The organism is Klebsiella sp. K47 (assembly GCF_051858335.1).
Classification (GTDB): Bacteria; Pseudomonadota; Gammaproteobacteria; order Enterobacterales; family Enterobacteriaceae; genus Klebsiella; species Klebsiella pneumoniae.
Genome location: NZ_JBPYUI010000010.1, coordinates 115,846 through 140,595, shown reverse-complemented (window position 1 = coordinate 140,595; position 24,750 = coordinate 115,846). Strand labels below are relative to the sequence as shown.

General features: G+C 59.8%; 19 protein-coding genes. 8 read left to right on the top strand and 11 right to left on the bottom strand.

All coding sequences use genetic code 11. The annotated features are described in order from the left end of the window. Positions 1 to 6: 6 nt before the first annotated feature. Complete coding sequence (gene fdnG, locus RRF55_RS12225; protein WP_087835724.1) at positions 7 to 3,054, bottom strand: formate dehydrogenase-N subunit alpha; 3,048 nt, start codon at positions 3,052 to 3,054, stop codon at positions 7 to 9. 225 nt (positions 3,055 to 3,279) lie between these two features. On the opposite strand from fdnG, the gene yddG reads away from it, so the two are divergent. Next, positions 3,280 to 4,158, top strand: coding sequence for an aromatic amino acid DMT transporter YddG (yddG, locus tag RRF55_RS12220; RefSeq protein WP_002906464.1), 879 nt, complete (start codon positions 3,280 to 3,282; stop codon positions 4,156 to 4,158). Here yddG and RRF55_RS12215 read toward each other — a convergent pair. The 7 genes from RRF55_RS12215 to RRF55_RS12185 form a co-directional block, all read right to left on the bottom strand. Further along, positions 4,155 to 4,928 (bottom strand): 1,6-dihydroxycyclohexa-2,4-diene-1-carboxylate dehydrogenase, encoded by a 774-nt coding sequence (locus RRF55_RS12215; protein ID WP_032411565.1) that lies wholly within the window; start codon positions 4,926 to 4,928, stop codon positions 4,155 to 4,157. The genes yddG and RRF55_RS12215 overlap by 4 nt on opposite strands. 9 nt (positions 4,929 to 4,937) lie before the next feature. Next, positions 4,938 to 5,954, bottom strand: a complete 1,017-nt coding sequence (gene benC / locus RRF55_RS12210) for a benzoate 1,2-dioxygenase electron transfer component BenC (protein WP_117021842.1) — start codon at positions 5,952 to 5,954, stop codon at positions 4,938 to 4,940. 9 nt (positions 5,955 to 5,963) lie between these two features. Continuing rightward, positions 5,964 to 6,449, bottom strand: coding sequence for a benzoate 1,2-dioxygenase small subunit (gene benB / locus RRF55_RS12205; RefSeq protein ID WP_004898496.1), 486 nt, complete (start codon positions 6,447 to 6,449; stop codon positions 5,964 to 5,966). Then, the gene (locus RRF55_RS12200; protein WP_117021843.1) at positions 6,449 to 7,831 is read right to left on the bottom strand and encodes a Rieske 2Fe-2S domain-containing protein; all 1,383 of its coding nucleotides are present in this window, start codon (positions 7,829 to 7,831) and stop codon (positions 6,449 to 6,451) included. Before RRF55_RS12200 ends, benB begins: the two co-directional genes overlap by 1 nt. 109 nt (positions 7,832 to 7,940) lie before the next feature. Beyond that, positions 7,941 to 8,867: a catechol 1,2-dioxygenase gene (catA, locus tag RRF55_RS12195; RefSeq protein ID WP_004214358.1), complete on the bottom strand. Its 927-nt coding sequence runs from the start codon at positions 8,865 to 8,867 to the stop codon at positions 7,941 to 7,943. Positions 8,868 to 8,933: 66 nt separating this feature from the next. Further along, positions 8,934 to 9,224 carry a muconolactone Delta-isomerase gene (gene catC / locus RRF55_RS12190; RefSeq protein WP_002906471.1) on the bottom strand — a complete coding sequence of 97 codons (291 nt, stop codon included), beginning with the start codon at positions 9,222 to 9,224 and terminating at the stop codon, positions 8,934 to 8,936. A 19-nt stretch (positions 9,225 to 9,243) separates the two neighbouring features. Next, entirely contained in the window at positions 9,244 to 10,407 is a 1,164-nt protein-coding gene (locus RRF55_RS12185; protein WP_072143290.1) for a muconate cycloisomerase family protein, read from the bottom strand. Positions 10,408 to 10,522: 115 nt separating this feature from the next. On the opposite strand from RRF55_RS12185, the gene RRF55_RS12180 reads away from it, so the two are divergent. Then, positions 10,523 to 11,413, top strand: a complete 891-nt coding sequence (locus RRF55_RS12180; protein WP_009485870.1) for an IclR family transcriptional regulator domain-containing protein — start codon at positions 10,523 to 10,525, stop codon at positions 11,411 to 11,413. Here RRF55_RS12180 and kmrA read toward each other — a convergent pair. Beyond that, on the bottom strand, positions 11,408 to 12,907 hold the full coding sequence (gene kmrA / locus RRF55_RS12175) for an efflux MFS transporter KmrA (protein ID WP_004175980.1): 1,500 nt from the start codon (positions 12,905 to 12,907) through the stop codon (positions 11,408 to 11,410). The genes RRF55_RS12180 and kmrA overlap by 6 nt on opposite strands. Positions 12,908 to 13,030: 123 nt before the next feature. Between kmrA and RRF55_RS12170 the strand changes: the two genes are divergently transcribed. From RRF55_RS12170 to narI, 6 genes are all read left to right on the top strand, one after another. Then, a complete protein-coding gene (locus RRF55_RS12170) occupies positions 13,031 to 13,606 on the top strand; it encodes a TetR family transcriptional regulator (RefSeq protein WP_004888643.1) in 576 nt (191 codons plus the stop codon). 174 nt (positions 13,607 to 13,780) lie between these two features. After that, the gene (locus tag RRF55_RS12165; protein ID WP_048331873.1) at positions 13,781 to 15,163 is read left to right on the top strand and encodes a NarK family nitrate/nitrite MFS transporter; all 1,383 of its coding nucleotides are present in this window, start codon (positions 13,781 to 13,783) and stop codon (positions 15,161 to 15,163) included. Between the two features lie 114 nt (positions 15,164 to 15,277). Beyond that, positions 15,278 to 19,018 carry a nitrate reductase subunit alpha gene (locus tag RRF55_RS12160; RefSeq protein WP_048331874.1) on the top strand — a complete coding sequence of 1,247 codons (3,741 nt, stop codon included), beginning with the start codon at positions 15,278 to 15,280 and terminating at the stop codon, positions 19,016 to 19,018. Beyond that, complete coding sequence (narH, locus tag RRF55_RS12155) at positions 19,015 to 20,559, top strand: nitrate reductase subunit beta (RefSeq protein ID WP_048331875.1); 1,545 nt, start codon at positions 19,015 to 19,017, stop codon at positions 20,557 to 20,559. The genes RRF55_RS12160 and narH overlap by 4 nt, the downstream gene beginning before the upstream one ends. Further along, positions 20,559 to 21,254 carry a nitrate reductase molybdenum cofactor assembly chaperone gene (narW, locus tag RRF55_RS12150; RefSeq protein WP_002906547.1) on the top strand — a complete coding sequence of 232 codons (696 nt, stop codon included), beginning with the start codon at positions 20,559 to 20,561 and terminating at the stop codon, positions 21,252 to 21,254. The genes narH and narW overlap by 1 nt, the downstream gene beginning before the upstream one ends. Next, positions 21,251 to 21,931 (top strand): respiratory nitrate reductase subunit gamma, encoded by a 681-nt coding sequence (narI, locus tag RRF55_RS12145; protein ID WP_002906549.1) that lies wholly within the window; start codon positions 21,251 to 21,253, stop codon positions 21,929 to 21,931. Before narW ends, narI begins: the two co-directional genes overlap by 4 nt. 194 nt (positions 21,932 to 22,125) lie before the next feature. On the opposite strand, the gene nhoA is transcribed toward narI, so the two are convergent. Both nhoA and RRF55_RS12135 read right to left on the bottom strand, forming a co-directional pair. Beyond that, a complete protein-coding gene (nhoA, locus tag RRF55_RS12140) occupies positions 22,126 to 22,971 on the bottom strand; it encodes an N-hydroxyarylamine O-acetyltransferase (protein ID WP_004175970.1) in 846 nt (281 codons plus the stop codon). Positions 22,972 to 23,047: 76 nt separating this feature from the next. Then, positions 23,048 to 24,703 carry an ABC transporter permease gene (locus tag RRF55_RS12135; RefSeq protein WP_023280153.1) on the bottom strand — a complete coding sequence of 552 codons (1,656 nt, stop codon included), beginning with the start codon at positions 24,701 to 24,703 and terminating at the stop codon, positions 23,048 to 23,050. Positions 24,704 to 24,750: the final 47 nt, after the last annotated feature.

The following is a 24,750-nucleotide window of genomic DNA, read 5'->3' as shown; positions in this document are numbered from 1 at the left end:
CGCTCCTTACGCTTTCTCGATGTTGACCAGGAACGCCTTGTATTCCGGCGTTTGCGAGTTGGAATCGCCAACGTTAGGCGTCAGGGTGTTGGCGATGTAGCCTTTGCGGGCCACGCCTTCAAAACCCCAGTGCAGCGGGATCCCGACGGTCTCCACCTGCTGGCCGTTGACGTTCAGCGTGCGCAGTCGGCGGGTCACCACGGCAACCGCGCGAATGAAGCCGCGCTTGCTGCTGACTTTCACCCAATCGCCGTTAGCGATACCTTTGCTTTTCGCCAGCCCTTCGCTGATTTCGACAAACTGTTCCGGCTGCGCGATGGAATTGAGCAACGCATGCTTGGTCCAGGTGTGGAAATGCTCGGTCAGACGATAGGTTGTCCCGACATACGGGAATTTATCCTTCTTACCTAAGCGAATGGCGTCCTCTTCATACAACCGCACCACCGGGCTGGAGACCACCTTCGGGTGCAGCGGGTTAGTGCCAAGCGGGGTTTCCATCGGCTCGTAGTGCTCCGGGAACGGCCCTTCCGCCAGTTTATCGAGCGCAAACAGGCGACCCAGCCCCTCCTGCTGCATGATAAACGGCCCGGTGTTGCTCCCTGGCGGCGCGGTATTGAAGTCCGGAATATCATTCCCGCCCCACTTGCTGCCGTTCCACTGGATCAGCATCCGCTTCGCATCCCAGGGCTTGCCGTTGATATCGGCCGAAGCGCGGTTGTACAGCACCCGACGATTGAGCGGCCACGCCCAGGCCCATCCCAGCGTATTGCCCAGGCCCGAAGGATCGGCGTTATCACGATTCGCCATCTGGTTACCCTGCTCGGTCCAGCTGCCGGTATAGATCCAGCAAGACGACGCGGTGCTGCCGTCATCGCGCAGCAGCGCGAAGCTATTGAGCAGTTGGCCTTTTTTCGCCAGCAAAGTGCCATTTTGATCGTAGAGATCCGCCAGCGCGTAGCCGTTGTTCTCTTTTGCCACCTCTTCCGATTCCGGATGGTCCGGCTGCTTGTAGCGCCAGCTCATCTTCAGCAGGGGTTCCGCGCCCTTCCCGCCTTCGGTGCGGTACAGTTCGCGCAGGCGATGGTAAATCCCGGCAAGGATTTCGCCATCATTGCGCGCTTCACCTGGGGCATCCTGACCTTTCCAGTGCCACTGCAGCCAGCGGCCGGAGTTGGCGATCGAACCGTCCTCTTCGGCAAAGCAGGTCGACGGCAGACGGAAGACTTCGGTCTGAATCGCCGACGGGTCGACATCATTAGACTCGCCGTGGTTCTGCCAGAAGGTCGAGGTTTCGGTCACCAGCGGGTCGATAACCACCATATATTTCAGCTTGCTGAGGCTGCGAACCACTTTGTTTTTGTCCGGGAAGGAGGCAACCGGGTTAAAGCCCTGGCAGATATAGCCGGTGACATTGCCGTTATCCATCATGTTGAAGTATTTGATAACGTCGTAAGCCTGGTCCCACTTCGGTAACCACTCAAAGCCCCAGTCGTTCTCTTTTTGCGCCGCCTCGCCGTAGAAGGATTTCATCAGGCTAACGAAGAATTTCGGGTAGTTGCTCCAGTAGTTCACCTGCTCGGGCAGGGTCGCCTTCGGCGTGTTGGCGCTGAGGTAGCTATGCAGATCGGTCTGTTTGTCCGATGGCAGCGTCAAATAGCCCGGCAGACTGGTCGACAGCAGGCCCAAATCGGTCAGCCCCTGAATATTAGAGTGGCCGCGCAGGGCGTTGACGCCGCCGCCGGCCATCCCCATATTGCCGAGCAGCAGCTGGATCATCGCCATGGTACGGATGTTCTGCGCGCCGACGGTGTGCTGCGTCCAGCCCAGGGCATACAGGAAGGTGGTGGTGCGGTCCGCGGCGCTGGTTGAGGCCAGCACGTCGCACACTTTAAGGAAGTCCGCTTTCGGCGTACCGCAGATGTTTTCGACCACCTCGGGCGTGTAACGGGAAACATGCTGCTTCAGCAGATTCCACACGCAGCGCGGGTGGCTGAGCGTTTCATCGCGTTTGGCGTAGCCGTTTTCATCGAACTGGTAGTTCCAGGACGATTTATCGTACTGGCGTTTTTCCGCATCGTAGCCGCTGAACAGCCCCTCTTCGAAGGCAAAATCATCCCGCACCAGCAGGCTGGCATTGGTGTAATGCTTAACGTACTCGGCATTGATCTTATTGTTTTCGATCAGGTACAGCAGCACGCCCGACAGGAAGGTAATGTCGGTACCGGAACGAATCGGCGCATAGATATCGGCCACCGACGCGGTGCGCGTAAAGCGCGGGTCGACGACGATCAGCGTGGCGTCGTTATTATTTTTCGCCTCCATCGCCCAGCGGAAACCCACCGGATGGGCTTCGGCGGCGTTACCGCCCATCACCACCACGACGTTGGCGTTTTTGATATCCACCCAGTGGTTGGTCATCGCACCGCGACCAAATGTTGGAGCAAGACTTGCTACCGTTGGTCCGTGTCAGACGCGCGCCTGGTTGTCTACCGCCAGCATACCCAGCGATCGCACAAACTTCTGCGTTAGCATGCCGGTCTCATTGCTTGCCGCCGAGGCGCACAGCATGCCGGTGGAAAGCCAGCGGTTAACCGTCACGCCCTGTTCGTTCTTTTCAATAAAGTTGGCGTCGCGGTCGGCTTTCATCAGTCGGGCGATGCGGTTAAAGGCTTCATCCCACGAGATGCGCTGCCATTTATCCGAGCCCGGGGCGCGGTATTGCGGATAACGCAGACGGTTTTCGCTGTGGACATAGTCCAGCAGGCCTGCCCCTTTCGGGCACAGCGCGCCGCGGCTCACCGGATGGTCCGGGTCCCCTTCGATATGGTAGATCGCTTCTTTGGCGTTTTTCGCACCGTCGCCGAGGCTATACATTAATAGCCCGCAGCCCACGGAGCAGTAAGTGCAGGTGTTGCGGATCTCTTTCGCACGCAGCAATTTGAAATTGCGTGCCTGAGCCAGCGCCATTTTAGGGGCAAAGCCCAGGGCGGCGGCGGTAGTTCCGGCCATACCGCCTGCGCAGATCTTAAAGAACTTTCTGCGGCTGACGTCCATTGCATTCCTCCATGCAGGATGTTGATTCATCGCGCGGAGGAAACTAACAGCAAAATCCCGGGAAAATTTGCGTCAAATCAAGGAGGAAAACCTTCGCCCCCTTAATCGCCAGCCCTGGCCATTTTCGCTAATCCCTAAGGGTTAGCAACGGCGGAAATTTTCGCCCCTCACCGATAAAAAGATGATATATATGCCGGCTGCATTTGCGTAACCATCAGGAAAAGCATGGAGAAAAAGAGAGCCACGACCATCGGCTTCGCCGCCATTATCTTATGGAGCACGATGGTCGGATTGATTCGCGGCGTCAGCGAAGGACTGGGAGCGGTCGGCGGCGCGGCGATGATTTACAGCCTTAGCGGCCTGCTGCTGATCTTTACCGTCGGCTTTCCCAACCTGCGCCAGATCCCGCGTCGCTATCTGCTGGCCGGCAGCGTGCTGTTTGTCAGCTATGAAATCTGCCTCGCGCTGTCGCTGGGCTATGCCGCCAGCCGCCAGCAGGCCATTGAGGTGGGGATGGTCAATTACCTGTGGCCCAGCCTGACGATTTTATTCGCCATTCTCTTTAATGGCCAGAAAAGCAGCTGGCTGGTGATCCCCGGCCTGATTCTCGCCCTGCTGGGCGTTGGCTGGGTGTTGGGTGGTGAGCATGGGCTACAGCCCGATGAGATTATCAGTAACGTCATTTCCAGCCCGCTTAGCTATCTGCTGGCCTTTGTCGGGGCGTTTATCTGGGCCGCCTACTGCACGGTGACGGCCAAATATGCCCGCGGTAAAAACGCCATTACGCTGTTCGTCCTGTTAACCGCCCTGACGCTATGGCTGAAATTTCTCGCCAGCGACCAGCCGCCGATGCTGTTTAGCTGGCCGGTGGTCATTAAGCTGATGACGGTCTCCGTGGCGCTGGGGCTGGCCTACGCGGCGTGGAACGTTGGCATCCTGCACGGCAACGTCAGCCTGCTGGCGGCGGCCTCCTACTTCACGCCGGTGCTCTCCTCTGCGCTGGCGGCGATCCTGCTGAGTGCGACCCTGTCGTGGTCCTTCTGGCAGGGGGCCGGGATGGTATGTCTCGGCTCCCTGCTCTGCTGGTACGCCACCCGCCGTTAGCCGAGATCGCCTCCGGCTACCGGCAGCGTCACGCCGGTGATATAGCTGGCCTCATCGCTGGCGAGAAACAGGATCGCATTCGCCTGTTCCGCCAGCGTGCCGTACCGGTGCAGCAGACTGCTCGCCACCGTCTGATCGACGACCTGCTGATACCACGCCTTTTCCTGCTCGCTCGGCTGCTCTTCGTTACGCGGCGTCAGGCGCGGCGGCGCCTCGGTCCCGCCCGGGGCCACGGCGTTAATCCGAATACCGCTGCCGCTGTACTCCATGGCAATCGACCGGGTCAGCGCGTTAACGCCGCCTTTCGCCGCCGAGTACGGCACCCGATTCACTCCCGCCGTCGCCACCGACGAAATGTTGACGATGCTGCCTTTGCCCTGCTTCAGCATCCATGGCAGCGCCGCGCGGCAGCCCCACAGCGTGGGGAACAGCGAGCGGCGGATCTCTTTCTCAATCTGCTCCGGCTGATATTCGGCAAAGGGGCGCGCCCAGATGGTGCCCCCAACGTTGTTGATCACCACGTCGATACGGCCAAAATGAGCGACCCCGGCGGCAAACGCCTGCTCGGTACTTTCCCACGCTTCCAGATCCGCCTCCAGCGCCAGCACCAGACAGCCGGATTGCGCCAGCGTCGCCGCCAGCTCATGGACGTATGACGAGCGATCGATGAGCAGCAGAGCCGCGCCTTCTGCAGCCGCCTGCTCCGCCGTCTGGCGGCCAATGCCCTGCGCCGCGCCGGTGATGACGACGACTTTATCGGTAAAACGCATTTTGTCTCCTTATGCCGCCGCGCTCTGGCTGGCGATAAATTTCTCATACCAGAACCCCGCCGGGGTGATCCCGCGGTCGCGCAACGCCGTGGCAACCGCGTTAACCATCGGCGGCGGGCCGCAGAGATAGATGTCCACGTCGCCGTTGTTCAGCATCGCGTCGTCGAGATGGTCGGTGACAAAGCCGCGCTGCGGGCAAGTGCTGTTTTCATCGGCCACCACCGGTAGCCAACGATACCCCGTCAACTGTTGAATAAAGGTATCCAGCGCGTCGGTTTTCACCAGATCACAGTCACGAGTAACACCGTACAGCAGCATCACCGGACGCTGGCTGCCCTGTGTCTGCAGGGTATGGAGCATGGAGAGCAGCGGCGCCAGGCCGGTACCGCCCGCCAGCATCAGCAGCGGACGTTCGCCGTGGCGCAGATAGAAGCTGCCCATCGGGCCGCTGAGGGTAAGACGATCGCCGGGCCGCGCCCGCTGGGTTAACCACTGGCTCATCATCCCGCCAGGCACGTTACGGATCAGAAAACGCCCTTCGAGGGAACCCGGTTGCGAGCTAAATGAGTAGGCGCGGACATGAGGCGTGCCCGGCACCTGAATGTTGACGTACTGCCCCGGCAGGAAGGCCAGCGGCTCATCGAGGGCGACCACCAGTTCGATGGCGGTATCGGACAGTAAATTCACCTGTCGTACCTGCGCCCCGAGCGTCGCCAGGGCCGTTTTGCACTGGGCAGCGGCCACCGGCACATTGATCACGCAGTCGCTGGTCGGGACCATCTGACAGGTCAGCACCTGACGATTCTGCGCTTCGTCGTCGCTTAACGCCTCGTCGAGATAATCTTCGCCCAGGTCGTACTCACCGCTGGCGCAGTGGCATTTGCAGGTACCGCAAACGCCGTCCGAGCAGTCCATCGGCAGATTCACCTTCTGGCGATAGGCGGCATCCAGGACTTTCTCTCCGGCATTGCACTGAATAAAACGGGTTACGCCGTCCTCAAAATTAAGAGCAATATTGAAGGTCATAAGCGCCTCTTAAATGTGGTAAACATCAATCACCTGACGGATATAGTCGTTATTCAGGCGCACAGTTTTACGGATGATTTGCGGTCTGCCGTCCTGTTCGATTAGCGTGCAGCAGGTAGAGCCAAAATAGGCATCCGTGTGCTGATAGCGATGGCTCCAGGTGACCCAGCTGTAACGCACCTCCAGACCCTCGTCGCTTTCGCCCATCAGCTCAACGTTGCTGATGATATGGGTGGTCCGCGGCTCTGGCGTACTGGCCCCGGAGCGCTCGGTTTTAATGCGGTAGACGCGATCCTCCAGTCCTTCGCGGTTGGGGTAGTAGATAAGCGAAATCTCTTTTTGCGGGTCTCGGGTCAGCTGGTCATCGTCGCCCCACGCCGGCATCCAGTAGACCACCTGCGGGCTGTAGCAGCTGAGCCATTCGTCCCACTGACGATCGTCCAGCAGACGGGCTTCGTAGTAGAGAAACTGGCGAACCTGTTCGAGGTTAAGCATCAGGCCACCTCCACGCGCTGGGTAATGGACTGGTCGTAACGCTGTTGTTCCTGTTCAATGGCCGCCAGCATCAGCGTCTGCCAGTGGTGGTGATGGGCGATGTACAGCGCTTCGTCCTCCGATTTCACCCCGCTTAACCGCGGCGAAAAGCCGGCATGTTGCGCATGCTCATCCGCGCCATCGACCCAGCGCAGCGCGCCGCGGCTGAGGTCGCTCCATGGCAGATTTTCGCCGAGATAGCCGCGCTGACAGGCGCTGAACTCTTCGAGGTCGTCCGGCGTCCCCATCCCACTGACGTTAAAGAAATCCTCGTACTGGCGGATTCGCAGCGCTCTGGCCTGGTCGGATTCCCCTTTCGGCGCAAAGCACCAGATGGTGACTTCGGTTTTATCCACCGCAATGGGGCGGATTACGCGGATTTGCGTCGAGAACTGATCCATCAGGTAGACATTGGGGTACAGGCACAGGTTGCGGGTTTCGTTGACCATCTGGTCGGCACGGCGTTCGCCAAATTCCGCCTGCAGCCGTTCGCGGTGGGCATAGACCGGGCGCACTTCCGGGTTGAGCGCCCGGGTCCACAACAGCATATGGCCGTTATCAAATCCATAGCCGCCGCCGAGGCTTTTTGACCAACCGTTGGCATCCACCGCGTGCGTCCCTTCCGCTTCATAGTTGCGGCGTGACATGGTTGAGGCGTAGTTCCAGTGGACCACGCTGACGTGATAGCCATCGGCGCCGTTTTCCGCGCCCAGTTTCCAGTTGCCCTCATATACATAGCTCGACGAACCCTTAAGTACCTCGAGCCCCTCCGGCGCCTGGTCGACGATCAGGTCGATAATCTTGCAGGTTTCCCCGAGATAGGCCTCCAGCGGCTGCACGTCGGCATTGAGGCTACCGAATAAGAAACCGCGATAGGACTGAAAACGCGGCAACTTTTGCAGGTCGTGGGAGCCGTCTTGTTTAAAGCTCGGCGGATAGCCGCCAGTGCTCTCATCTTTGGCCTTTAATAATTTGCCATTATTGCTGAAGGTCCAGCCGTGAAACGGACAGGTAAACGAATTTTTATTTCCGGTTTTGCGTCGACATAACATGGCGCCGCGGTGGGCGCAGCTGTTAATTAGCGCGTGCAGCTCATTCTTTTTATAGCGGGTAATAATAACCGGCTGCCGTCCCAGCGTCAGGGTATAATAATCTCCCGGCTCGGCAATCTGGCTTTCATGGGCAAGAAAAACCCAATTTCCTTCGAAGATATGTTTCATTTCAAAATCAAATAACTGCTGGTCGGTAAATATAGAGCGGTGGCAACGGTAAATATGATTTTCACGGTCGACAACTAAGGCATTATTGATTTTGTCTTTGAGCGTCGAGAGCGTTTTTTGCATGAGTCGGTCCCTCCTGCAGGATTCAGGATGAAAGAAACAGGGTGAATTCTTCGTTTTCGAGTGCAATATCTGGCCCGGGCAGTAGCGTGCCCGGGGCCGATAATGCCGCTTACTCTTTGGCGCGCAGGCGGATCCCGCGCTGCTCTTCGTCGGCGCTCAGCGCTTTACACAGGGTGAAATCAAAACAAACCTCGGTGTGCTCTCCCTCAAGATTGCGCTGCGCGATGATCTCGCGGTCGGTCACTTTTACCGGATCGGCAATCAGGCCGTCGCGGGTGGCAAAGGCAAAATCGTCCCACAGGTATTTATCGCCATTGAGGTTAATCTGGCTGGTCAGATGTTTATGACCCGGCGCGGAGACGAAAAAGTGAATGTGCGCCGGACGGTTGCCGTGGCGACCCAGTCTGTCCAGCAGTTTCTGGGTTGGGCCATCCGGCGGGCAGCCGTAGCCGGAGGGCATGATGCTGCGCACGCTGTAGCGGCCATCAGCGCCGGTGCGGATCCGCCGGCGCAGGTTGTACTCACTCTGGCCTGGGTCGAAGAAGGAATAATTTCCGAGGGTGTTGGCGTGCCAGATATCAACAATAGCGTTGGCCACTGGCCGGCCTTCGGTGTCTTTGACTTCACCGTGCAGCCACATCACTTCTCCGGCGTCGGCGCCGTCATCCATGCGGGCGTGACCCTCGGCCAGCGGCGCATTAGCCACGTACAGCGGCCCTTCGATGGTGCGCGGGGTGCCGGTTTCCCGATGCGCTGCCGCGTCGATGGCGTCCTGGCGCAGATCGAGGAAATGCTCCAGTCCCAGTCCCGCCGCCAGCAGCGCCGCCTCCTGACGCCCGCCCAGCTCGTGCAAATAGTTTACCGCGTGCCAGAACTCTTCTTCCGTAACGTTATAGTCGTCGATGAGCGTGCAGATATTTTCCAGCAGACGATGAATAATCGCCTTAAAACGTTCATCGCCGCCGGCAACATCTAATCCGGCACTGTCGCGTAATAATTTCTGAATAGCTGGTTGTTGTACGAATACATTACTCATACTGGTTCTCTCTTATATTTTGCAGGGTATACGCCGGTAATACCGGCGTGAGGTCAGATATTATTATTAGCGATCGTCATCGCGAATTGATGACGGATGACGACAGAGGGCTTCCACTTTTATCGCCATAAAGGGATATAGCGGCAATCCCATTAATATTTGATGCAATTCTTCGGCATCTTGAACATCGAAAATACTGACGTTGGCATAAAGGCCGGCAACGCGCCAGATATGCCGCCATTTGCCTTCCCGCTGTAATTGTTGCGAATAGGCTTTTTCGCGTTGTTTTATTTCCTCCGCCTCGTTGGCGGGAAAGCCAGGCGGAATATTGACGGTCATCTCCACTTTAAATAACATTTTTTTCTCCTGTTCCCCGCTACGGCTGGCGGGTATAAAAATGCAGTTTGTCTTCATCCAGCTCGACGCCAAGGCCCGGCGTTTGCGGCAGCGCCACCTGACCGTCGGCAAAGGTGAGCGGCACGCTGACAATATCGTCTTTCAGCAACAGCGGGCCGAACATCTCGGTACCCCACTGCAGCGGCAGCGTCGACCAGGCGTGCAGAGAAGCCACGGTCCCTACGGTGCCTTCCAGCATGGTGCCGCCGTACAGGCCAATCCCTGCCGCCTGCGCGACGCGGGCCAGCGCCAGCACGCTGTTCGGCCCCCCGGCTTTGGCGATTTTCAGCGCGTAAGCGCCGGTAAAGCCCTGCTGCGCCAGCTGATAACCATCGTAAGCGGTCGCGACCGCTTCATCCGCGAGGATCGCGGTTTCAATTTGCTGGCTTAACCGCACCAGGGCGGCATTATCATGGGCGCTGACCGGCTGTTCGATAAGATCGACGCCCATCGCCGCCAGTTCGCGGCAGCCTTTTGCGCCGGTGGCGGCGTCCCAGGCCTGGTTGACGTCGACACGGATGCTGGCGCGGTCGCCTAACGCTTCAACGATGGCGCGGGTATGACGCAGGTCGGTGGCGAGTTCACGCGCGCCGATCTTCAGTTTGAACGCCCGGTGGCGGCCTTCGGCCAACAGTTTTTCTCCTTCAGCGATATCTTTCGCGGTATCGCCGCTGGCTAAGGTCCACAGCACCGGCAACGCCGTTTGCAACGCGCCGCCGAGCAAGGCTGATACCGGCAGACCTAAGGCTTTGCCCTGGGCGTCGAGCAGCGCGGTTTCGATGGCGGACTTCGCAAAGGTGTTGCCTTTAATGGCGCCGTTCATGCGGGCGGTCAGCGCATTCAGGTTATCGGCCGGCTGCCCTTTTAACAGCGGCGTCAGATAATGGGTGATCGCCGACGAGATGGCCTCGGGGCTCTCAACGCCATAGCTCAAGCCGCCGATGGTGGTGGCTTCGCCGATGCCGCAGATGCCGTCGGAACGGGTAAGGCGCACGATCACCAGCGACTGGCAGCCCATGGTGGTCATCGACAATTTATGCGGCCGGATGGTCGGGACATCCACAATCCAGCTCTCGATTTGCTCTACGGTGGCAGTCATTTTCTGTTCCTGATGAGATATATAACTTTTTGTACCCACATCCATAACGGGGGTCTGTGCCATTGACAATAGGGTTCAGCCTGGCGGATGGTCAACGGCGATAATCGAAATGTTGTGCGATTATCGACGCATTTGTTAAAAGACGGTTATTAATGTGATCGTGGTGGTAAAACCGGCACAATTCAGCGCGCCCCATTTTGCGCAAGGTATAGTGATCTGCCGTGAGCTTTACGCTGCAACGGAGAAGGATGCGATGAGCGACAATATCCCCAATACGCTGAGCGCCAGGCAGGCCGAGCACGACCCTAACTTTATGCTATCTCTGGCCCGCGGGCTGGAGGTCCTTAACGCCTTCACCCCCCAGCGCCAGCGGCTGACCATTTCCCAGCTCAGCCAGAAAACGCAAATCTCGCGCGCGGCGGTACGCCGCTGTTTGTATACCCTCGCCGCGCTGGGCATGGTGCACAGTCCGGATGGCCGTAGCTATGAACTGCTCCCCCGGGTGCTGGCCGTCGGCCACGCCTATCTGGCAGGCACGCCGCTGGCCAAGGTGGCGCAGACGGCGCTGGATAATCTTGGCAAAGCGCTCGGCGAATCCTGTTCGGCGGCCACGCTCGACGGGGATAACGTGCTCTATATTGCCCGCGCGGCGGTCAATAATTTACTGAGCATCGATCTGGGGCGCGGCAGCCGCCTGCCGGCGTGGGCCACGTCGATGGGGCGGGTGTTGCTGAGCGCGCTGCCGGAGGAACAGCTGGAAGTGACGTTGTCACGAGTTACGCTTATTCGCTACACTCCGCATACCCTGTGCGATTTGTCCGGTTTACGTGCAGAGATCGCCCGGGTGCGCATGCAGGGCTATGCCCTCGCCGACCGGCAGATCGAGGTAGGCTTGTGCTCGCTGGCGGTACCCGTGCTGTCGCGTCACGGTCAGGTGGTGGCCGCCCTGAATGTCGGGGTACCTGCCGCGACGGTCAGCGCCGCGGCGTTAAAAGAGAAGGCTCTCGCCCCGCTACGGCGCGCGGCGATGGATCTGTCGCTGCAGCTATAGCGCCGACTGCGGTTTCGCCACGGTGGCGAGGCTGCGCCAGATCCCGGCGGCCAGCAGCAGAAGCAATACACCCGCCGTCGCCAGCACCAGGCTATGAGCCTGAATAAAAGCCGTCTTCGCCGCCGCCATCAGCGCCTGCGCCACCCCGGCGGGCAGCGCCTGGGACAGACTCACCGCCTCGCCAATCGATGACGCCGCCTGCTGCGCCATGGCGCCACTCAGGCCAGACGGCAGCGCAATAGAGGCGCTGTAGCTGCGGGTCAGGATCAGGCCGAACAGCGCTATGCCGAGACCGGCGCCCAGCTCATAGGCCATGGTTTCAATCGCCCCCGCGGCCGCCGCTTTCTCCTTCGGCGCTGCCGCCATAATCGCGGAACTGGAGGCCAGCAGCGCGCTGGCCACGCTAAAGCCCAGCAGCGTCATCAGCCCCCAGGCCAGCCACTGCTGGGTACTGAAATCGGTCAACGCCAGGCCGAGAAAGCTGAAGGCGCTGAGCAGCATCCCGCCGGTCGCCACCTCGCGCAGCCCAAGCCGCGACACCAGCAGGCCGGCAATCGGGCCGCTGAAGCCGCTGGCCACCATTACCGGCAGCATAAATATCCCCGCCTCGAACGGCGTTTTCTGGTGCACAAACTGCAGCTCCTGGGCCATCAGCAGCTCAAAACCGACCAGGGTAATCAGGGCCGTCATCGCCATCATCACCCCGCTTAAGATTATGCGATGGGTGAACAGGCGCATATCCACCATCGGGCGGGCCGCCGACAGCTGCTTGCGGATAAACCAGGTTAACATCGCCGCCCCGCCGAGCGCCACCAGCGCGGTGAGCCACAGCGCCAGCTGGCCCTTCAGCGCCGATTTCGCGCTAAACACCAGCATCAGGATCGCGGCAATCAAAACGAGCGCCTGCAGTAGATTGAGCGGCTGTTCGCGGCGCGCGGGCTGGCGCGGCACCACTTTCGCGTTAATCGCGATAACCACCAGCACGATCGGCACATTGATCAGGAACACCGACCCCCAGTAGAAATGCTCCAGCAGGATACCGCCCACCAGCGGGCCGAAGGCCGCGCCGCCGGAGCCGACCGCTGCCCACAGCCCCAGCGCCATATTGCGCTGGCTGGCCTCGGCAAAGGTGCTGCGGATCCCGGCCAGCGTCGCCGGGACGATCATCGCCGCCCCCACCGCCAGCAAAGCGCGTGAGGCAATCAGCGTCATGGCCGTCGGCGACAGCGCGGCGCACAGCGAGGCGATGCCAAAAATGGCGCTGCCGAGCAGCAGCAGGCGCTTAAAGCCGATCTTATCGCCAAGGGCGCCCATCGGCAGCACCATCCCGGCCATCACTAATGAGTAGATATCAATGATCCACAACAGCTCATTGCCGCTGCTACCCAGCGCCACGCTGAGGGTCGGCGCGGCCACATGCAACACCGTAGCGTCAATCGCCACCGGAATATAAACCAGCAAAATCGCCATCAGCGTCATCCATTGCCGTGACATAGCTTGTACCTCAATCAATATTGAATATTGGACACACGTCCAGGATGGCGATCCTGCCGGATTGTTGAACACATGTCCAACTTTTTGTTACACTCGGCCAAAGCCAGATGACAGCGGGGTTCTATGCACTATTTACAACGTGATGCGCGACGGGAAGGGATTATGCAGGCCGCCATGCGCCTGGCGCTGCGCGGCGGCTTTGCCGCCATGACCGTGCGGCAGATCGCCCGCGAAGCCCAGGTGGCCGCCGGGCAGCTGCACCACCACTTCACCTCCATCGGCGAGCTGAAAGCGCAGGTTTTCATCCGCCTGATCCGCGAGATGCTCGACATGCCGCTGGTGGCTGAGGACGCCAGCTGGCGCGAGCGCTTGTTCTCGATGATCGGCAGCGAGGATGGCCGACTGGAACCCTATATCCGCCTGTGGCGCGAAGGCCAGGTGCTGGCCGACAGCGATCCGGACATCAAAGCGGCCTACCTGCTGACCATGAATATGTGGCATGCCGAGACCGTCGCCATCATCGAGCAGGGCCTCGCCAGCGGCGAATTTCGGTCGGCTGAGCCTGCGGCGGATATCGCCTGGCGCTTTATCGCCCTGGTGTGCGGCCTCGACGGGATTTATGCGCTGGACGCGCAGGCCCTGGATGAGGCGGCGTTTAGCCGCTATGTAAATAAGATGATTACGCTGGAGTTGTTTTAGGTATATTTACATTTAGTAACAATTAATTCCGCTACGCTTACCACGTGCTCTCTGTCGGCACGTTTTTTTTATCTACGCTTCATAGATAACGCAAATTAAGCGTTATTCACTATCCCCTTGTATTCAGCTGTTGACCTTATTTATTTACTCCTTTCCGGGCAAGTAGAGGGCAATATGTCGGTGCAGAATGATAAAGATAATCATTACCTTTTGAACAACTGGCGGCCTGAAAACAAGGCGTTCTGGGAAAATAAAGGCCAAGCCATTGCGCGAAGAAATCTATGGATATCAGTGGCCTGTCTGCTACTTGCTTTCTGCGTATGGATGTTATTCAGCGCCGTAGCGGTCAATCTCAATAAGGTCGGTTTTCATTTCACCACCGACCAGCTTTTTTTATTAACCGCCCTGCCTTCACTTTCCGGCGCGATATTACGGGTCCCCTACTCCTTTATGGTACCCCTTTTTGGCGGGCGCTACTGGACCGTATTAAGTACCGTTATCCTGATCGTGCCTTGTATTTGGTTAGGGGTGGCAATCCAGAATATTACTACTCCGTTCTGGGTATTTATTATTATTGCGCTGTTGTGCGGTTTTGCCGGAGCGAATTTTGCTTCCAGCATGGGAAATATCAGTTTCTTTTTCCCCAAAGCGAAACAGGGCAGCGCGCTGGGAGTCAACGGCGGCCTTGGCAATCTGGGCGTAAGCGTGATGCAGATGGTCGCCCCGGCGGTCATCTTCCTGCCGCTCTTCACCTTTCTCGGCGTCCATGGCGTCACCCAGCCCGATGGTTCGACAATCACCCTGAGTAATGCGGCGCTCGTCTGGGTACCGCTGCTGCTGCTCGCCACCGTCGCGGCATGGTTCGGCATGAACGATATCGCCGGTTCAAAGGCCTCGATTCGCGATCAGCTTCCCGTGCTCAAGCGACCGCATATGTGGCTGTTAAGCCTGCTCTATCTGGCGACGTTTGGCTCGTTCATCGGCTTTGCCGCCGGCTTTGCCATGCTGGCGAAAACCCAGTTTCCCGCGGTCGATATCCTCAAGCTCGCCTTCTTTGGACCGTTCATCGGCGCGCTGGCGCGCTCGTTCGGCGGGATCATCTCCGACCGTCTCGGCGGCGTGCGGGTGACGCTGGTTAACTTCGTCCTGATGGCGCTGTTTACAGGCCTGCTGTTTCTGACCCTGCCAGGCAGCGGCTCCGGCAGCTTTCTCGCTTTCTACGTGGTGTTTATGGGGCTCTTTTTAACCGCCGGTCTGGGAAGCGGCTCCACCTTCCAGATGATCGCCGTCATCTTCCGCCAGCTCACCATCGACAGCGTAAAACAGCGCGGCGGCAGCGATGAAGAAGCGCAGCACGAGGCGGTGACCGATACCGCTGCCGCGCTGGGCTTTATCTCGGCGATCGGCGCCATCGGCGGCTTCTTTATTCCGAAAGCCTTCGGCACCTCGCTGGCGATGACCGGCTCACCGGTTGGCGCGATGAAAGTCTTTTTTGTCTTCTATGTGGTTTGCGTGCTGGTGACCTGGCTGGTCTACGGCCGCCGTAAACCCGCTTAACCATAACGATTTATCTGCCGGATAGCGGCTTACGCCTTATCCGGCCTTACGAGTTCGTTCGCTCATCCGGCCGGGTGGCACGATGCCGGACATCATCGGAGCAGGAGAAATGTCATGAGTAAACTTCTGGATCGCTTTCGCTACTTTAAGCAGAAGGGCGAGACCTTTGCCAACGGCCACGGCCAGGTCTATAACAACAACCGTGACTGGGAAGATAGCTACCGTCAACGCTGGCAGTTCGACAAAATTGTCCGCTCCACGCACGGTGTGAACTGCACCGGCTCCTGCAGCTGGAAAATTTACGTCAAAAACGGCCTCGTTACCTGGGAAACCCAGCAGACCGATTATCCGCGCACCCGGCCGGATCTGCCAAATCACGAACCGCGCGGCTGCCCGCGCGGCGCCAGCTACTCCTGGTATCTCTACAGCGCCAACCGCCTGAAGTACCCGCTGGCGCGTAAACGACTGATTGAGCTGTGGCGCGAAGCCCTGGCGAAGCATCCCGACCCGGTGCTGGCATGGGATAGCATCATGCAGGATCCGTCAAAAACCCGCAGCTATAAAGCGGCGCGCGGCAAAGGCGGTTTTGTCCGCTCCAGCTGGAAAGAGCTGAACCAGCTCATCGCCGCCGCCAACGTCTGGACCATCAAACATTATGGCCCGGACCGCGTCGCCGGCTTCTCGCCGATCCCGGCGATGTCGATGGTCTCCTACGCCGCGGGCACTCGCTATTTATCGTTGATTGGCGGCACCTGCCTGAGCTTTTATGACTGGTACTGCGATCTGCCCCCCGCCTCGCCGATGACCTGGGGCGAACAGACCGACGTGCCGGAATCCGCCGACTGGTACAACTCCAGCTACATTATCGCCTGGGGCTCCAACGTGCCGCAGACCCGAACCCCGGACGCCCACTTCTTTACCGAAGTGCGCTACAAGGGCACCAAAACTATCGCCATCACGCCGGACTATTCGGAAGTCGCTAAGCTCTGCGACCAGTGGCTGGCGCCGAAGCAAGGCACCGACAGCGCGCTGGCGATGGCCATGGGCCATGTGATCCTCAAAGCCTTCCACCTCGATAACCCGAGCGATTACTTTCTCAACTACTGCCGGACCTACACCGACATGCCGATGCTGGTGATACTCGAGCCGCGCGACGACGGCAGCTATACGCCGGGCCGTATGCTGCGTGCTTCCGACCTGCTTGACGGTCTCGGAGAAAGTAATAACCCGGAATGGAAAACCGTGGCCTATAACAGCGACGGGGAACTGGTGGCGCCGAACGGCTCCATCGGCTTTCGCTGGGGCGAAAAAGGCAAATGGAATCTCGAACAACGGGCAGACGGCAAAGATGTCGAGCTTAAGCTGTCGCTGCTGGATATTCGCGACAGCGTGGTGTCGGTGGGCTTCCCCTACTTTGGCGGCAACGAAAACCCGCATTTTCGCAGCGTAGCGCAGTCACCGGTGACCCTTCACCCGCTACCGGCTAAACAGCTGACGCTGGCCAGTGGCGAAAACGGCCTGGTGGTCAGCGTCTATGACCTGATTCTGGCCAACTACGGTCTGGATCGCGGGCTTGACGATGTCAATGCGGCGAAGGATTTCGCCGAGGTCAAAGCCTATACCCCGGCATGGGCGGAGCAGATCACCGGCGTACCGCGTCAACATATCGAACAAATCGCCCGCGAGTTTGCCGATACGGCGCATAAGACCCACGGCCGCTCAATGATTATCCTCGGCGCCGGGGTGAACCACTGGTACCACATGGATATGAACTACCGCGGGATGATTAATCTGCTGGTATTCTGCGGCTGCGTCGGCCAGAGCGGCGGCGGCTGGTCGCACTATGTCGGTCAGGAGAAACTGCGCCCGCAGACCGGCTGGCTGCCGCTGGCGTTCGCCCTGGACTGGAGTCGTCCGCCGCGGCAGATGAACAGTACCTCTTATTTCTACAACCACGCCAGCCAGTGGCGCTACGAAAAACTGACCGCGCAGGAGCTGCTGTCGCCGCTGGCCGACGCCAGCAAATTTAGCGGCAGCCTTATCGACTTCAACGTCCGTGCGGAACGGATGGGCTGGTTACCTTCTGCGCCCCAGCTCAACATCAACCCGCTGACCATTAAGCAGCAGGCCGAGGCCGCCGGGCTCTCCCCCGCGGAGTTCACCGTCCAGTCGTTAAAATCAGGCGATATTCGCTTTGCCGCCGAGCAGCCGGATAGCGGCAAAAACCATCCGCGCAACCTGTTTATCTGGCGCTCAAACCTGCTGGGATCGTCCGGTAAGGGGCATGAGTACATGTTGAAATACCTGCTCGGGACCGACAGCGGTATTCAGGGTGATGAACTGGGCGCCAGCGATGAGGTAAAACCTGAGGAAGTCGAGTGGCAGACCGCAGCGATTGAGGGCAAACTCGATCTCCTGGTGACCCTCGATTTCCGCATGTCCAGTACCTGTCTCTTCTCCGATATTGTCCTGCCGACCGCCACCTGGTATGAAAAAGACGATATGAACACCTCGGATATGCACCCGTTTATCCACCCGCTCTCCGCCGCCGTCGACCCGGCCTGGGAGGCGAAAAGCGACTGGGAGATCTACAAGGATATCGCTAAATCCTTCTCGCAGGTCTGCGTCGGCCATCTTGGCAAAGAGACCGATGTGGTGCTGGTCCCGCTGCAGCATGATTCCCCCGGCGAACTGTCGCAGCCGTTCGAGGTGCTTGACTGGCGCAAGGGCGAATGCGATCTGATCCCCGGGAAAACCGCACCGTCGATTGCCCTGGTGGAACGCGACTATCCTGCCACCTGGGAACGCTTCACCTCTCTCGGCCCGCTGCTCGATAAGCTTGGCAACGGCGGGAAAGGCATTTCGTGGAATACGCAAAGCGAAGTCGATTTCCTCGGCAAGCTTAACTACGTCAAGCCCGACGGTCCGGCCAAAGGCCGGCCGCGGATCGACAGCGCCATTGACGCCTCTGAAGTTATTCTCAGCCTCGCCCCGGAAACCAACGGCCAGGTGGCGGTGAAAGCCTGGCAGGCGCTGGGAGAGTTTACCGGCCGCGATCATACCCATCTGGCGCTCAATAAAGAGGATGAGAAGATCCGCTTTCGCGATATTCAGGCGCAGCCGCGCAAAATTATCTCCAGCCCGACGTGGTCGGGACTGGAAAGCGAGCACGTCTCCTACAATGCCGGTTATACCAACGTGCATGAGCTGATCCCATGGCGCACCCTCTCCGGCCGCCAGCAGTTGTATCAGGACCATCCGTGGATGCGCGCCTTCGGCGAAAGCCTGGTAGCCTATCGCCCGCCCATTGATACCCGCAGCGTCAGCCAGATGAAGGCCGTGCCGCCAAACGGCTTTCCGGAAAAAGCGCTGAATTTCCTGACGCCGCACCAGAAGTGGGGGATCCACTCCACCTATAGCGAAAACCTGCTGATGCTGACGCTGTCGCGCGGCGGGCCGATCGTCTGGCTTAGCGAAACCGACGCGAAAGAGCTGGGCATTGAAGATAACGACTGGATTGAAGCGTTCAACGCCAACGGGGCTCTCACCGCGCGGGCGGTGGTGAGCCAGCGGGTGCCGCCGGGGATGACCATGATGTATCACGCTCAGGAACGGATTATGAATATCCCGGGTTCGGAAGTGACCGGTCGTCGCGGCGGCATTCATAACTCGGTAACCCGCGTCTGTCCGAAGCCAACGCACATGATTGGCGGCTACGCCCAGCTGGCCTATGGCTTTAACTATTACGGCACCGTCGGATCGAACCGCGACGAGTTCATCATGATCCGCAAAATGAAGAATATTGCCTGGCTGGATGACGAAGGTCGCGATCAGGTACAGGAGGCGAAAAAATGAAAATCCGTTCTCAGGTTGGAATGGTGCTGAATCTGGACAAATGCATCGGCTGTCACACCTGCTCGGTCACCTGTAAAAACGTCTGGAGCAGCCGCGAAGGCATGGAGTACGCGTGGTTCAATAACGTGGAGACCAAACCGGGCATTGGCTACCCCAAAAACTGGGAGGACCAGGATCAGTGGCAAGGCGGCTGGATCCGCGGCATTAGCGGTAAGCTGACGCCCCGCCTCGGCAATCGGGTCAGCGTGTTATCGAAGATTTTCGCCAACCCGGTGCTGCCGGCGATCGACGATTACTACGAACCCTTTACCTACGACTACCAGCACCTGCACAACGCGCCGGAGGGCAAATATCTGCCGACCGCCCGCCCGCGCTCGCTGATCAGCGGCGAGCGTATGGATAAGATTAGCTGGGGCCCGAACTGGGAGGAGCTGCTCGGCGGCGAATTCGAGAAACGCGCCCGCGACCGTAACTTCGAAGCCATGCAAAAAGAGATGTACGGCCAGTTCGAAAATACCTTCATGATGTATCTCCCGCGCCTGTGCGAGCACTGCCTCAACCCGAGCTGCGTGGCCACCTGCCCGAGCGGCGCCATCTACAAGCGTGAGGAAGATGGCATCGTACTGATCGATCAGGATAAATGCCGCGGCTGGCGGATGTGCATCAGCGGCTGCCCGTACAAAAAAATCTACTTTAACTGGAAGAGCGGTAAGTCGGAAAAATGTATCTTCTGCTATCCGCGCATTGAGTCCGGGCAGCCAACGGTCTGCTCAGAAACCTGCGTCGGGCGCATCCGCTATCTTGGCGTACTGCTGTATGACGCCGACCGTATTGAAGAGGCGGCCAGTACCGAACATGAAACCGACCTCTATGAGCGCCAGTGCGAGGTGTTCCTTAATCCAAACGATCCGGCGGTCATCGAGGAAGCGCTAAAGCAAGGGATCCCGCACAACGTCATTGAGGCGGCGCAGAAGTCGCCGGTCTATAAGCTGGCGATGGACTGGAAGCTGGCCCTGCCGCTGCATCCGGAGTATCGCACCCTGCCGATGGTCTGGTACGTGCCGCCCCTGTCGCCGATCCAGTCGGTTGCCGACGCCGGCGGCTTACCGAGCAACGGCAACATCCTGCCGGCGGTTGAGAGTCTGCGCATCCCGGTGCAATACCTGGCAAATCTGCTGAGCGCCGGCGATACCGGACCAGTCTTGCGCGCGCTGAAACGGATGATGGCGATGCGCCACTACAAGCGCTCGCAAACCGTCGAGGGCGTCACCGATACCCGCGTCATTGAAGAGGTGGGCCTCAGCGTTGAGCAGGTCGAAGAGATGTATCGCTATCTGGCGATCGCCAACTACGAAGACCGCTTCGTGATCCCCACCAGCCATCGCGAACTGGCGGAGGATGCCTTTCCGGAACGTAACGGCTGCGGCTTTACCTTCGGCGATGGCTGCCACGGGTCAGATACGAAATTCAACCTGTTTAACAGCCGGCGGATCGACGCCATCGACGTCAGCGGCGTGCGTAAGCATGGGGAGGGCGAGTGATGCGGATCCTGAAAGTGATCGGTCTGCTGCTGGAGTACCCCGACGAGTTACTGTGGGAGAACCGCGACGACGCCCTGGCGCTGATCAGGGCCGATGTCCCTTCCCTGACGCCGTTTGTCGGTGAGCTGTTGACGGCTCCGCTGTTGGATCGCCAGGCCGAATGGTGCGAGGTGTTCGAGCGCGGGCGCGCCACCTCGCTGCTGCTGTTTGAACATGTGCATGCCGAATCCCGCGACCGCGGCCAGGCGATGGTCGACCTGATGAATCAGTATCAGCAGGCGGGTCTGCAGATCGATTGTCGCGAGCTGCCCGACCATCTGCCGCTGTATCTGGAGTATCTCAGTATTCTACCTCCCGCGGAGGCTCGGGAGGGGCTGCAGAATATCGCGCCGATTCTGGCGCTGATCGGCGGCCGTCTTAAGCAGCGAGCCTGCCCGTACTACCAGCTGTTTGACGCCCTGCTGGCGCTGGCTAAAAGCCCGCTCACCAGTGACAGTGTCACAAAACAGGTGGCGGGAGAAAAGCGCGACGACACCCGTCAGGCGCTGGACGCCGTGTGGGAAGAAGAGCAGGTGAAGTTTATCGAAGATAATGCGACCGCTTGCGATAGCTCGTCGATGCAAGCTTATCAACGACGCTTTAGTCAGGATGTGGCGCCGCAGTACGTTGACATCCGCGCCGGAGGCCCGAAATGATCCAGTATCTGAACGTCTTCTTTTACGATATCTACCCTTACCTGTGCGGCACCGTCTTTCTGGTGGGCAGCTGGCTGCGCTACGATTACGGGCAGTATACCTGGCGCGCCTCATCCAGCCAGATGCTGGATAAGCGCGGGATGGTGCTATGGTCGAACTTATTTCATATCGGCATTCTCGGCATCTTCTTTGGCCATCTCTTTGGCATGCTGACCCCACACTGGGTCTACTCGTGGTTCCTGCCGATGTCCCAGAAGCAGCTGATGGCCATGATCCTTGGCGGCGTATGCGGCGTGCTGACCCTGGTAGGCGGTATCGGCCTGCTGATGCGCCGCCTGACCAACCCGCGAATTCGCGCCACCTCCACGACCGCGGATATTTTGATCCTGTGCATTCTGCTGATTCAGTGCGCGCTGGGGCTGACGACCATCCCCTTCTCCGCCCAGCATCCGGACGGCAGCGAAATGCTCAAGCTGGTGGACTGGGCGCAGGCGGTGGTCACCTTCCACGGCAGCGCCTCGGCGCATCTGGACGGTGTCGCATGGATTTACCGCGTCCACCTGGTGCTCGGAATGACCATCTTTCTGATCTTCCCCTTCACCCGCCTGGTTCACGTCTGGAGCGCGCCGGTGGAGTATTTCACCCGGCGTTACCAGGTGGTACGCTCCCGGCGCTGAGCGCTGGCGGCGTTTACCATTCATCCTTACCGGTAGCCCGGACGAGGCCTTCGCGCCAAGTCCGGGTATTTATCGTACCTGGCTCCAGGCTTTATGCCGGATGGCGGCTACGCCTTGCCCGGCCTACAGGGGCCTCTCACAGGCTCATACCTCGCAGGCCCGCGCAAGCGCAGCGCCGCCGGGCATGGGGAGATTTACTTCCCGGCTTCCGGATGGGTATCGAACGCCGCCATCACCGCCGCCAGCGCCGCTTCGCTGAAGCCATGTTTAGGATCGTCCACCCCCAGGCCGAAGCGGGTCTGCAGCCCTTCATATAGCGCGGAGACATCGGCAAAATCGATCTTCTCCACCACATGGTTATTCTCCCAGTGGGTAAAGTGGAAGTTGGTGAGGGTCATTTTGCCACCGTCCGGCAGATGACGGCACATCAGCAGATGGTGACGGAAGTGGGACTGTGGCCAGTGCGCCGACCAGAAGTTGCCCATCACATAATCAGACGCATACTGGCGGCCTAAATCGAAATGGTACATCGACTGCCAGTGTTCGTGATGGTTGAACTGCAGCGTCCACTCATCCCCTTCATGCACCAGACGATAGCTGCCGTGCGGCGTTTGCTGTGGGATATCGGCCAGCAGTTTGATCGGCGCGGTCAGCGTCTGGCCGCCGAAGCCGACGTCGGCGATCCAGCGCTCCCCCGCCACTTCCACCAGCAATAGACGGTGAGTACGCGGCGGCATCTGCGGCGGGTTGGCCAGCACCACGCGGCCCAGCAGGCTGCGGACGTTAAAGCCTATCTCGCGCAGCGCGCGCTCCAGCAGGCCATTCTGTTCAAAACAATACCCCCCGCGGCGGGCGGCGATCAGCTTCTCTTCCAGCGCCCCATCGTCAAGGTGGATTTCACGCGGCAGCAGGACGTCGAGGTTTTCAAAGGGGATGGCGCTGTTATGCTGCAGATGCAGTTCCCGCAGGGTATCAATGGACACATCAGGCTCACCCGTCCAGCTCAGACGGGAAAAATAGGCGCGTAAAAAGGGACTCATCAGGGCCTCCAGCTGTAGGTGTCCGACATTTATAGCCTATTTTTCCGCGCCGACCGTCTTTTTTGTGCGCTTAGCGTTAACCGCACGTGCGGCGCTGCATCAGCGCCAGCGCCGTCAGCATCAGGACCAGACCGGTCAACAACGTCAGGCTGGCCATCGCCATGCCCTGACCGACGGAACCCTGTTCGAACTGGCGCCAGATAAACACCGCCACGGTTTGCGTACCGGCCGGAGAGAGCAGCAGCGAGGTCACCAGCTCCCGGGAGGCCACCGCGAACACCATCAGCATCGCCGCCAGCAGCGCCGGAAAGACCAGCGGCAGGACAATCAACCGCAGCGCCTGCAGTGGCGACGCCCCATGCACCCTGGCGGCGGGCTCAAGGTTCGGGCCCAGCTGGCGCAGCGCGCTGCCGACATAGCGCACCGGCCAGGGCAACAGCAGGCAGCAATAGGAGAGCAGCAGCATCCACAGCGTGTTATAGGGCGAGCGCGGCCAGAAGGGCTGATTCCACAGCAGGATCAAACCGACCCCCACCACCACGCCCGGCAGCGCCGCCGGCATCAGCGACAGCGCGTCCACCATCCCGCGCCCTTTAATCTTCTGCACCATCACCAGCCAGGCGGCCAGCAGGCCCAGCGCGCCGACGATTAGCGCCGAACCCAGGGCCAGCGACAGGCTGGTGCCGAGGGCCGACAGGGCATCTCCCTGCTGGTCAAACAGCGCCGCGAAATGACGCAGCGTGACATTCTCAACACTCACGCCACCGGAGAGCGTGCCCATCACGCTGGTGAGCATCATCGAGACGGCGGGGACGCCGACCGCCAGGCCGCCGACGGCCGCCATCGCCAGCACGGCGGGCAGCGTCATCCAGCCCAGCAATGCCCCGTGGTTCTCCCCCGGCTTACCGGTGACGCTGGTGACCTCTTTCTCCCCCACCAGCCGCCTTTGCAGCCACCAGGCGAACAACGCCACCGCCATCAGCAGCAGCGACAATAGCGCGGCGCCAGGGAGATCCACCGGCCAGTCGGCCAGCTTTTTCTCAATACCGACCGTCAGCATCACCACTCCCGCCCGGCTGCCCAGCGCCGCCGGTACGCCAAACTCCTCGATGGCGAGGGTAAACGCCAGCAGCATCCCCGCCGCCAGCGCCGGAGAGAGCATCGGTAGCGTCACGTGCCAGAAGGCGCGCCAGGCGCTGGCGCCATGGACGCGGGCGACCACCGCCAGCCGGGTCCCGCTCGCCAGCAGGCTGCGGGAGACGGCAAAGTAGACCACCGGAAATATGTTAAAGGTCATCACCAGCACGATCCCGCTGCGGCTGAACAGCAGATCGTTCAGCTGCCAGCCGGTCAGCTGCTGCAGATAGCCCTGGCTTTGCAGGGCCAGCATCCAGGAGAGCGCCGAGATATAGGGCGGCGTCAGAAAGGGGATCAAAAACAGGAGATCCCACAGCCGGGGCAGCGGCAGCGAAAACATACCGCGCAGGATGCCGAGCGGCAGGCCAATCATTACGCTGACCAACGCCACGCCGGCGGCGATCCACAGCGTACCGCCGAGCATCGCCGGCAGCTGAGGATCGGCCAGCAGCGCCGGGATGCCGCCAAAGGCGTCCCCGAGCGAACCGGCGCTAAAACGGGGAAAAATCGCCTGCAGCAGAATAAACACTAACGGTAACGCGACCAGCATCACCAGGGCGGCAAGGGTCGCGCCGGAAAGGAATGTTTGTTTCACAACCGGTTCCTGAAGCTGAGGGTCCTCCGGCGGCCAGCGCCGGAGAA

Bases quoted from the DNA above. Each gene is read 5' to 3' on its own strand.
- yddG (WP_002906464.1), top strand. From the start codon at position 3,280: ATGGAGAAAAAGAGAGCCACGACCATCGGCTTCGCCGCCATTATCTTA.
- RRF55_RS12215 (WP_032411565.1), bottom strand. From the start codon at position 4,928: ATGCGTTTTACCGATAAAGTCGTCGTCATCACCGGCGCGGCGCAGGGC.
- benC (WP_117021842.1), bottom strand. From the start codon at position 5,954: ATGACCTTCAATATTGCTCTTAATTTTGAGGACGGCGTAACCCGTTTT.
- benB (WP_004898496.1), bottom strand. From the start codon at position 6,449: ATGCTTAACCTCGAACAGGTTCGCCAGTTTCTCTACTACGAAGCCCGT.
- RRF55_RS12200 (WP_117021843.1), bottom strand. From the start codon at position 7,831: ATGCAAAAAACGCTCTCGACGCTCAAAGACAAAATCAATAATGCCTTA.
- catA (WP_004214358.1), bottom strand. From the start codon at position 8,867: ATGAGTAATGTATTCGTACAACAACCAGCTATTCAGAAATTATTACGC.
- catC (WP_002906471.1), bottom strand. From the start codon at position 9,224: ATGTTATTTAAAGTGGAGATGACCGTCAATATTCCGCCTGGCTTTCCC.
- RRF55_RS12185 (WP_072143290.1), bottom strand. From the start codon at position 10,407: ATGGATGTGGGTACAAAAAGTTATATATCTCATCAGGAACAGAAAATG.
- kmrA (WP_004175980.1), bottom strand. From the start codon at position 12,907: ATGTCACGGCAATGGATGACGCTGATGGCGATTTTGCTGGTTTATATT.
- RRF55_RS12170 (WP_004888643.1), top strand. From the start codon at position 13,031: ATGCACTATTTACAACGTGATGCGCGACGGGAAGGGATTATGCAGGCC.
- RRF55_RS12165 (WP_048331873.1), top strand. From the start codon at position 13,781: ATGTCGGTGCAGAATGATAAAGATAATCATTACCTTTTGAACAACTGG.
- RRF55_RS12160 (WP_048331874.1), top strand. From the start codon at position 15,278: ATGAGTAAACTTCTGGATCGCTTTCGCTACTTTAAGCAGAAGGGCGAG.
- narH (WP_048331875.1), top strand. From the start codon at position 19,015: ATGAAAATCCGTTCTCAGGTTGGAATGGTGCTGAATCTGGACAAATGC.
- narW (WP_002906547.1), top strand. From the start codon at position 20,559: ATGCGGATCCTGAAAGTGATCGGTCTGCTGCTGGAGTACCCCGACGAG.
- narI (WP_002906549.1), top strand. From the start codon at position 21,251: ATGATCCAGTATCTGAACGTCTTCTTTTACGATATCTACCCTTACCTG.
- nhoA (WP_004175970.1), bottom strand. From the start codon at position 22,971: ATGAGTCCCTTTTTACGCGCCTATTTTTCCCGTCTGAGCTGGACGGGT.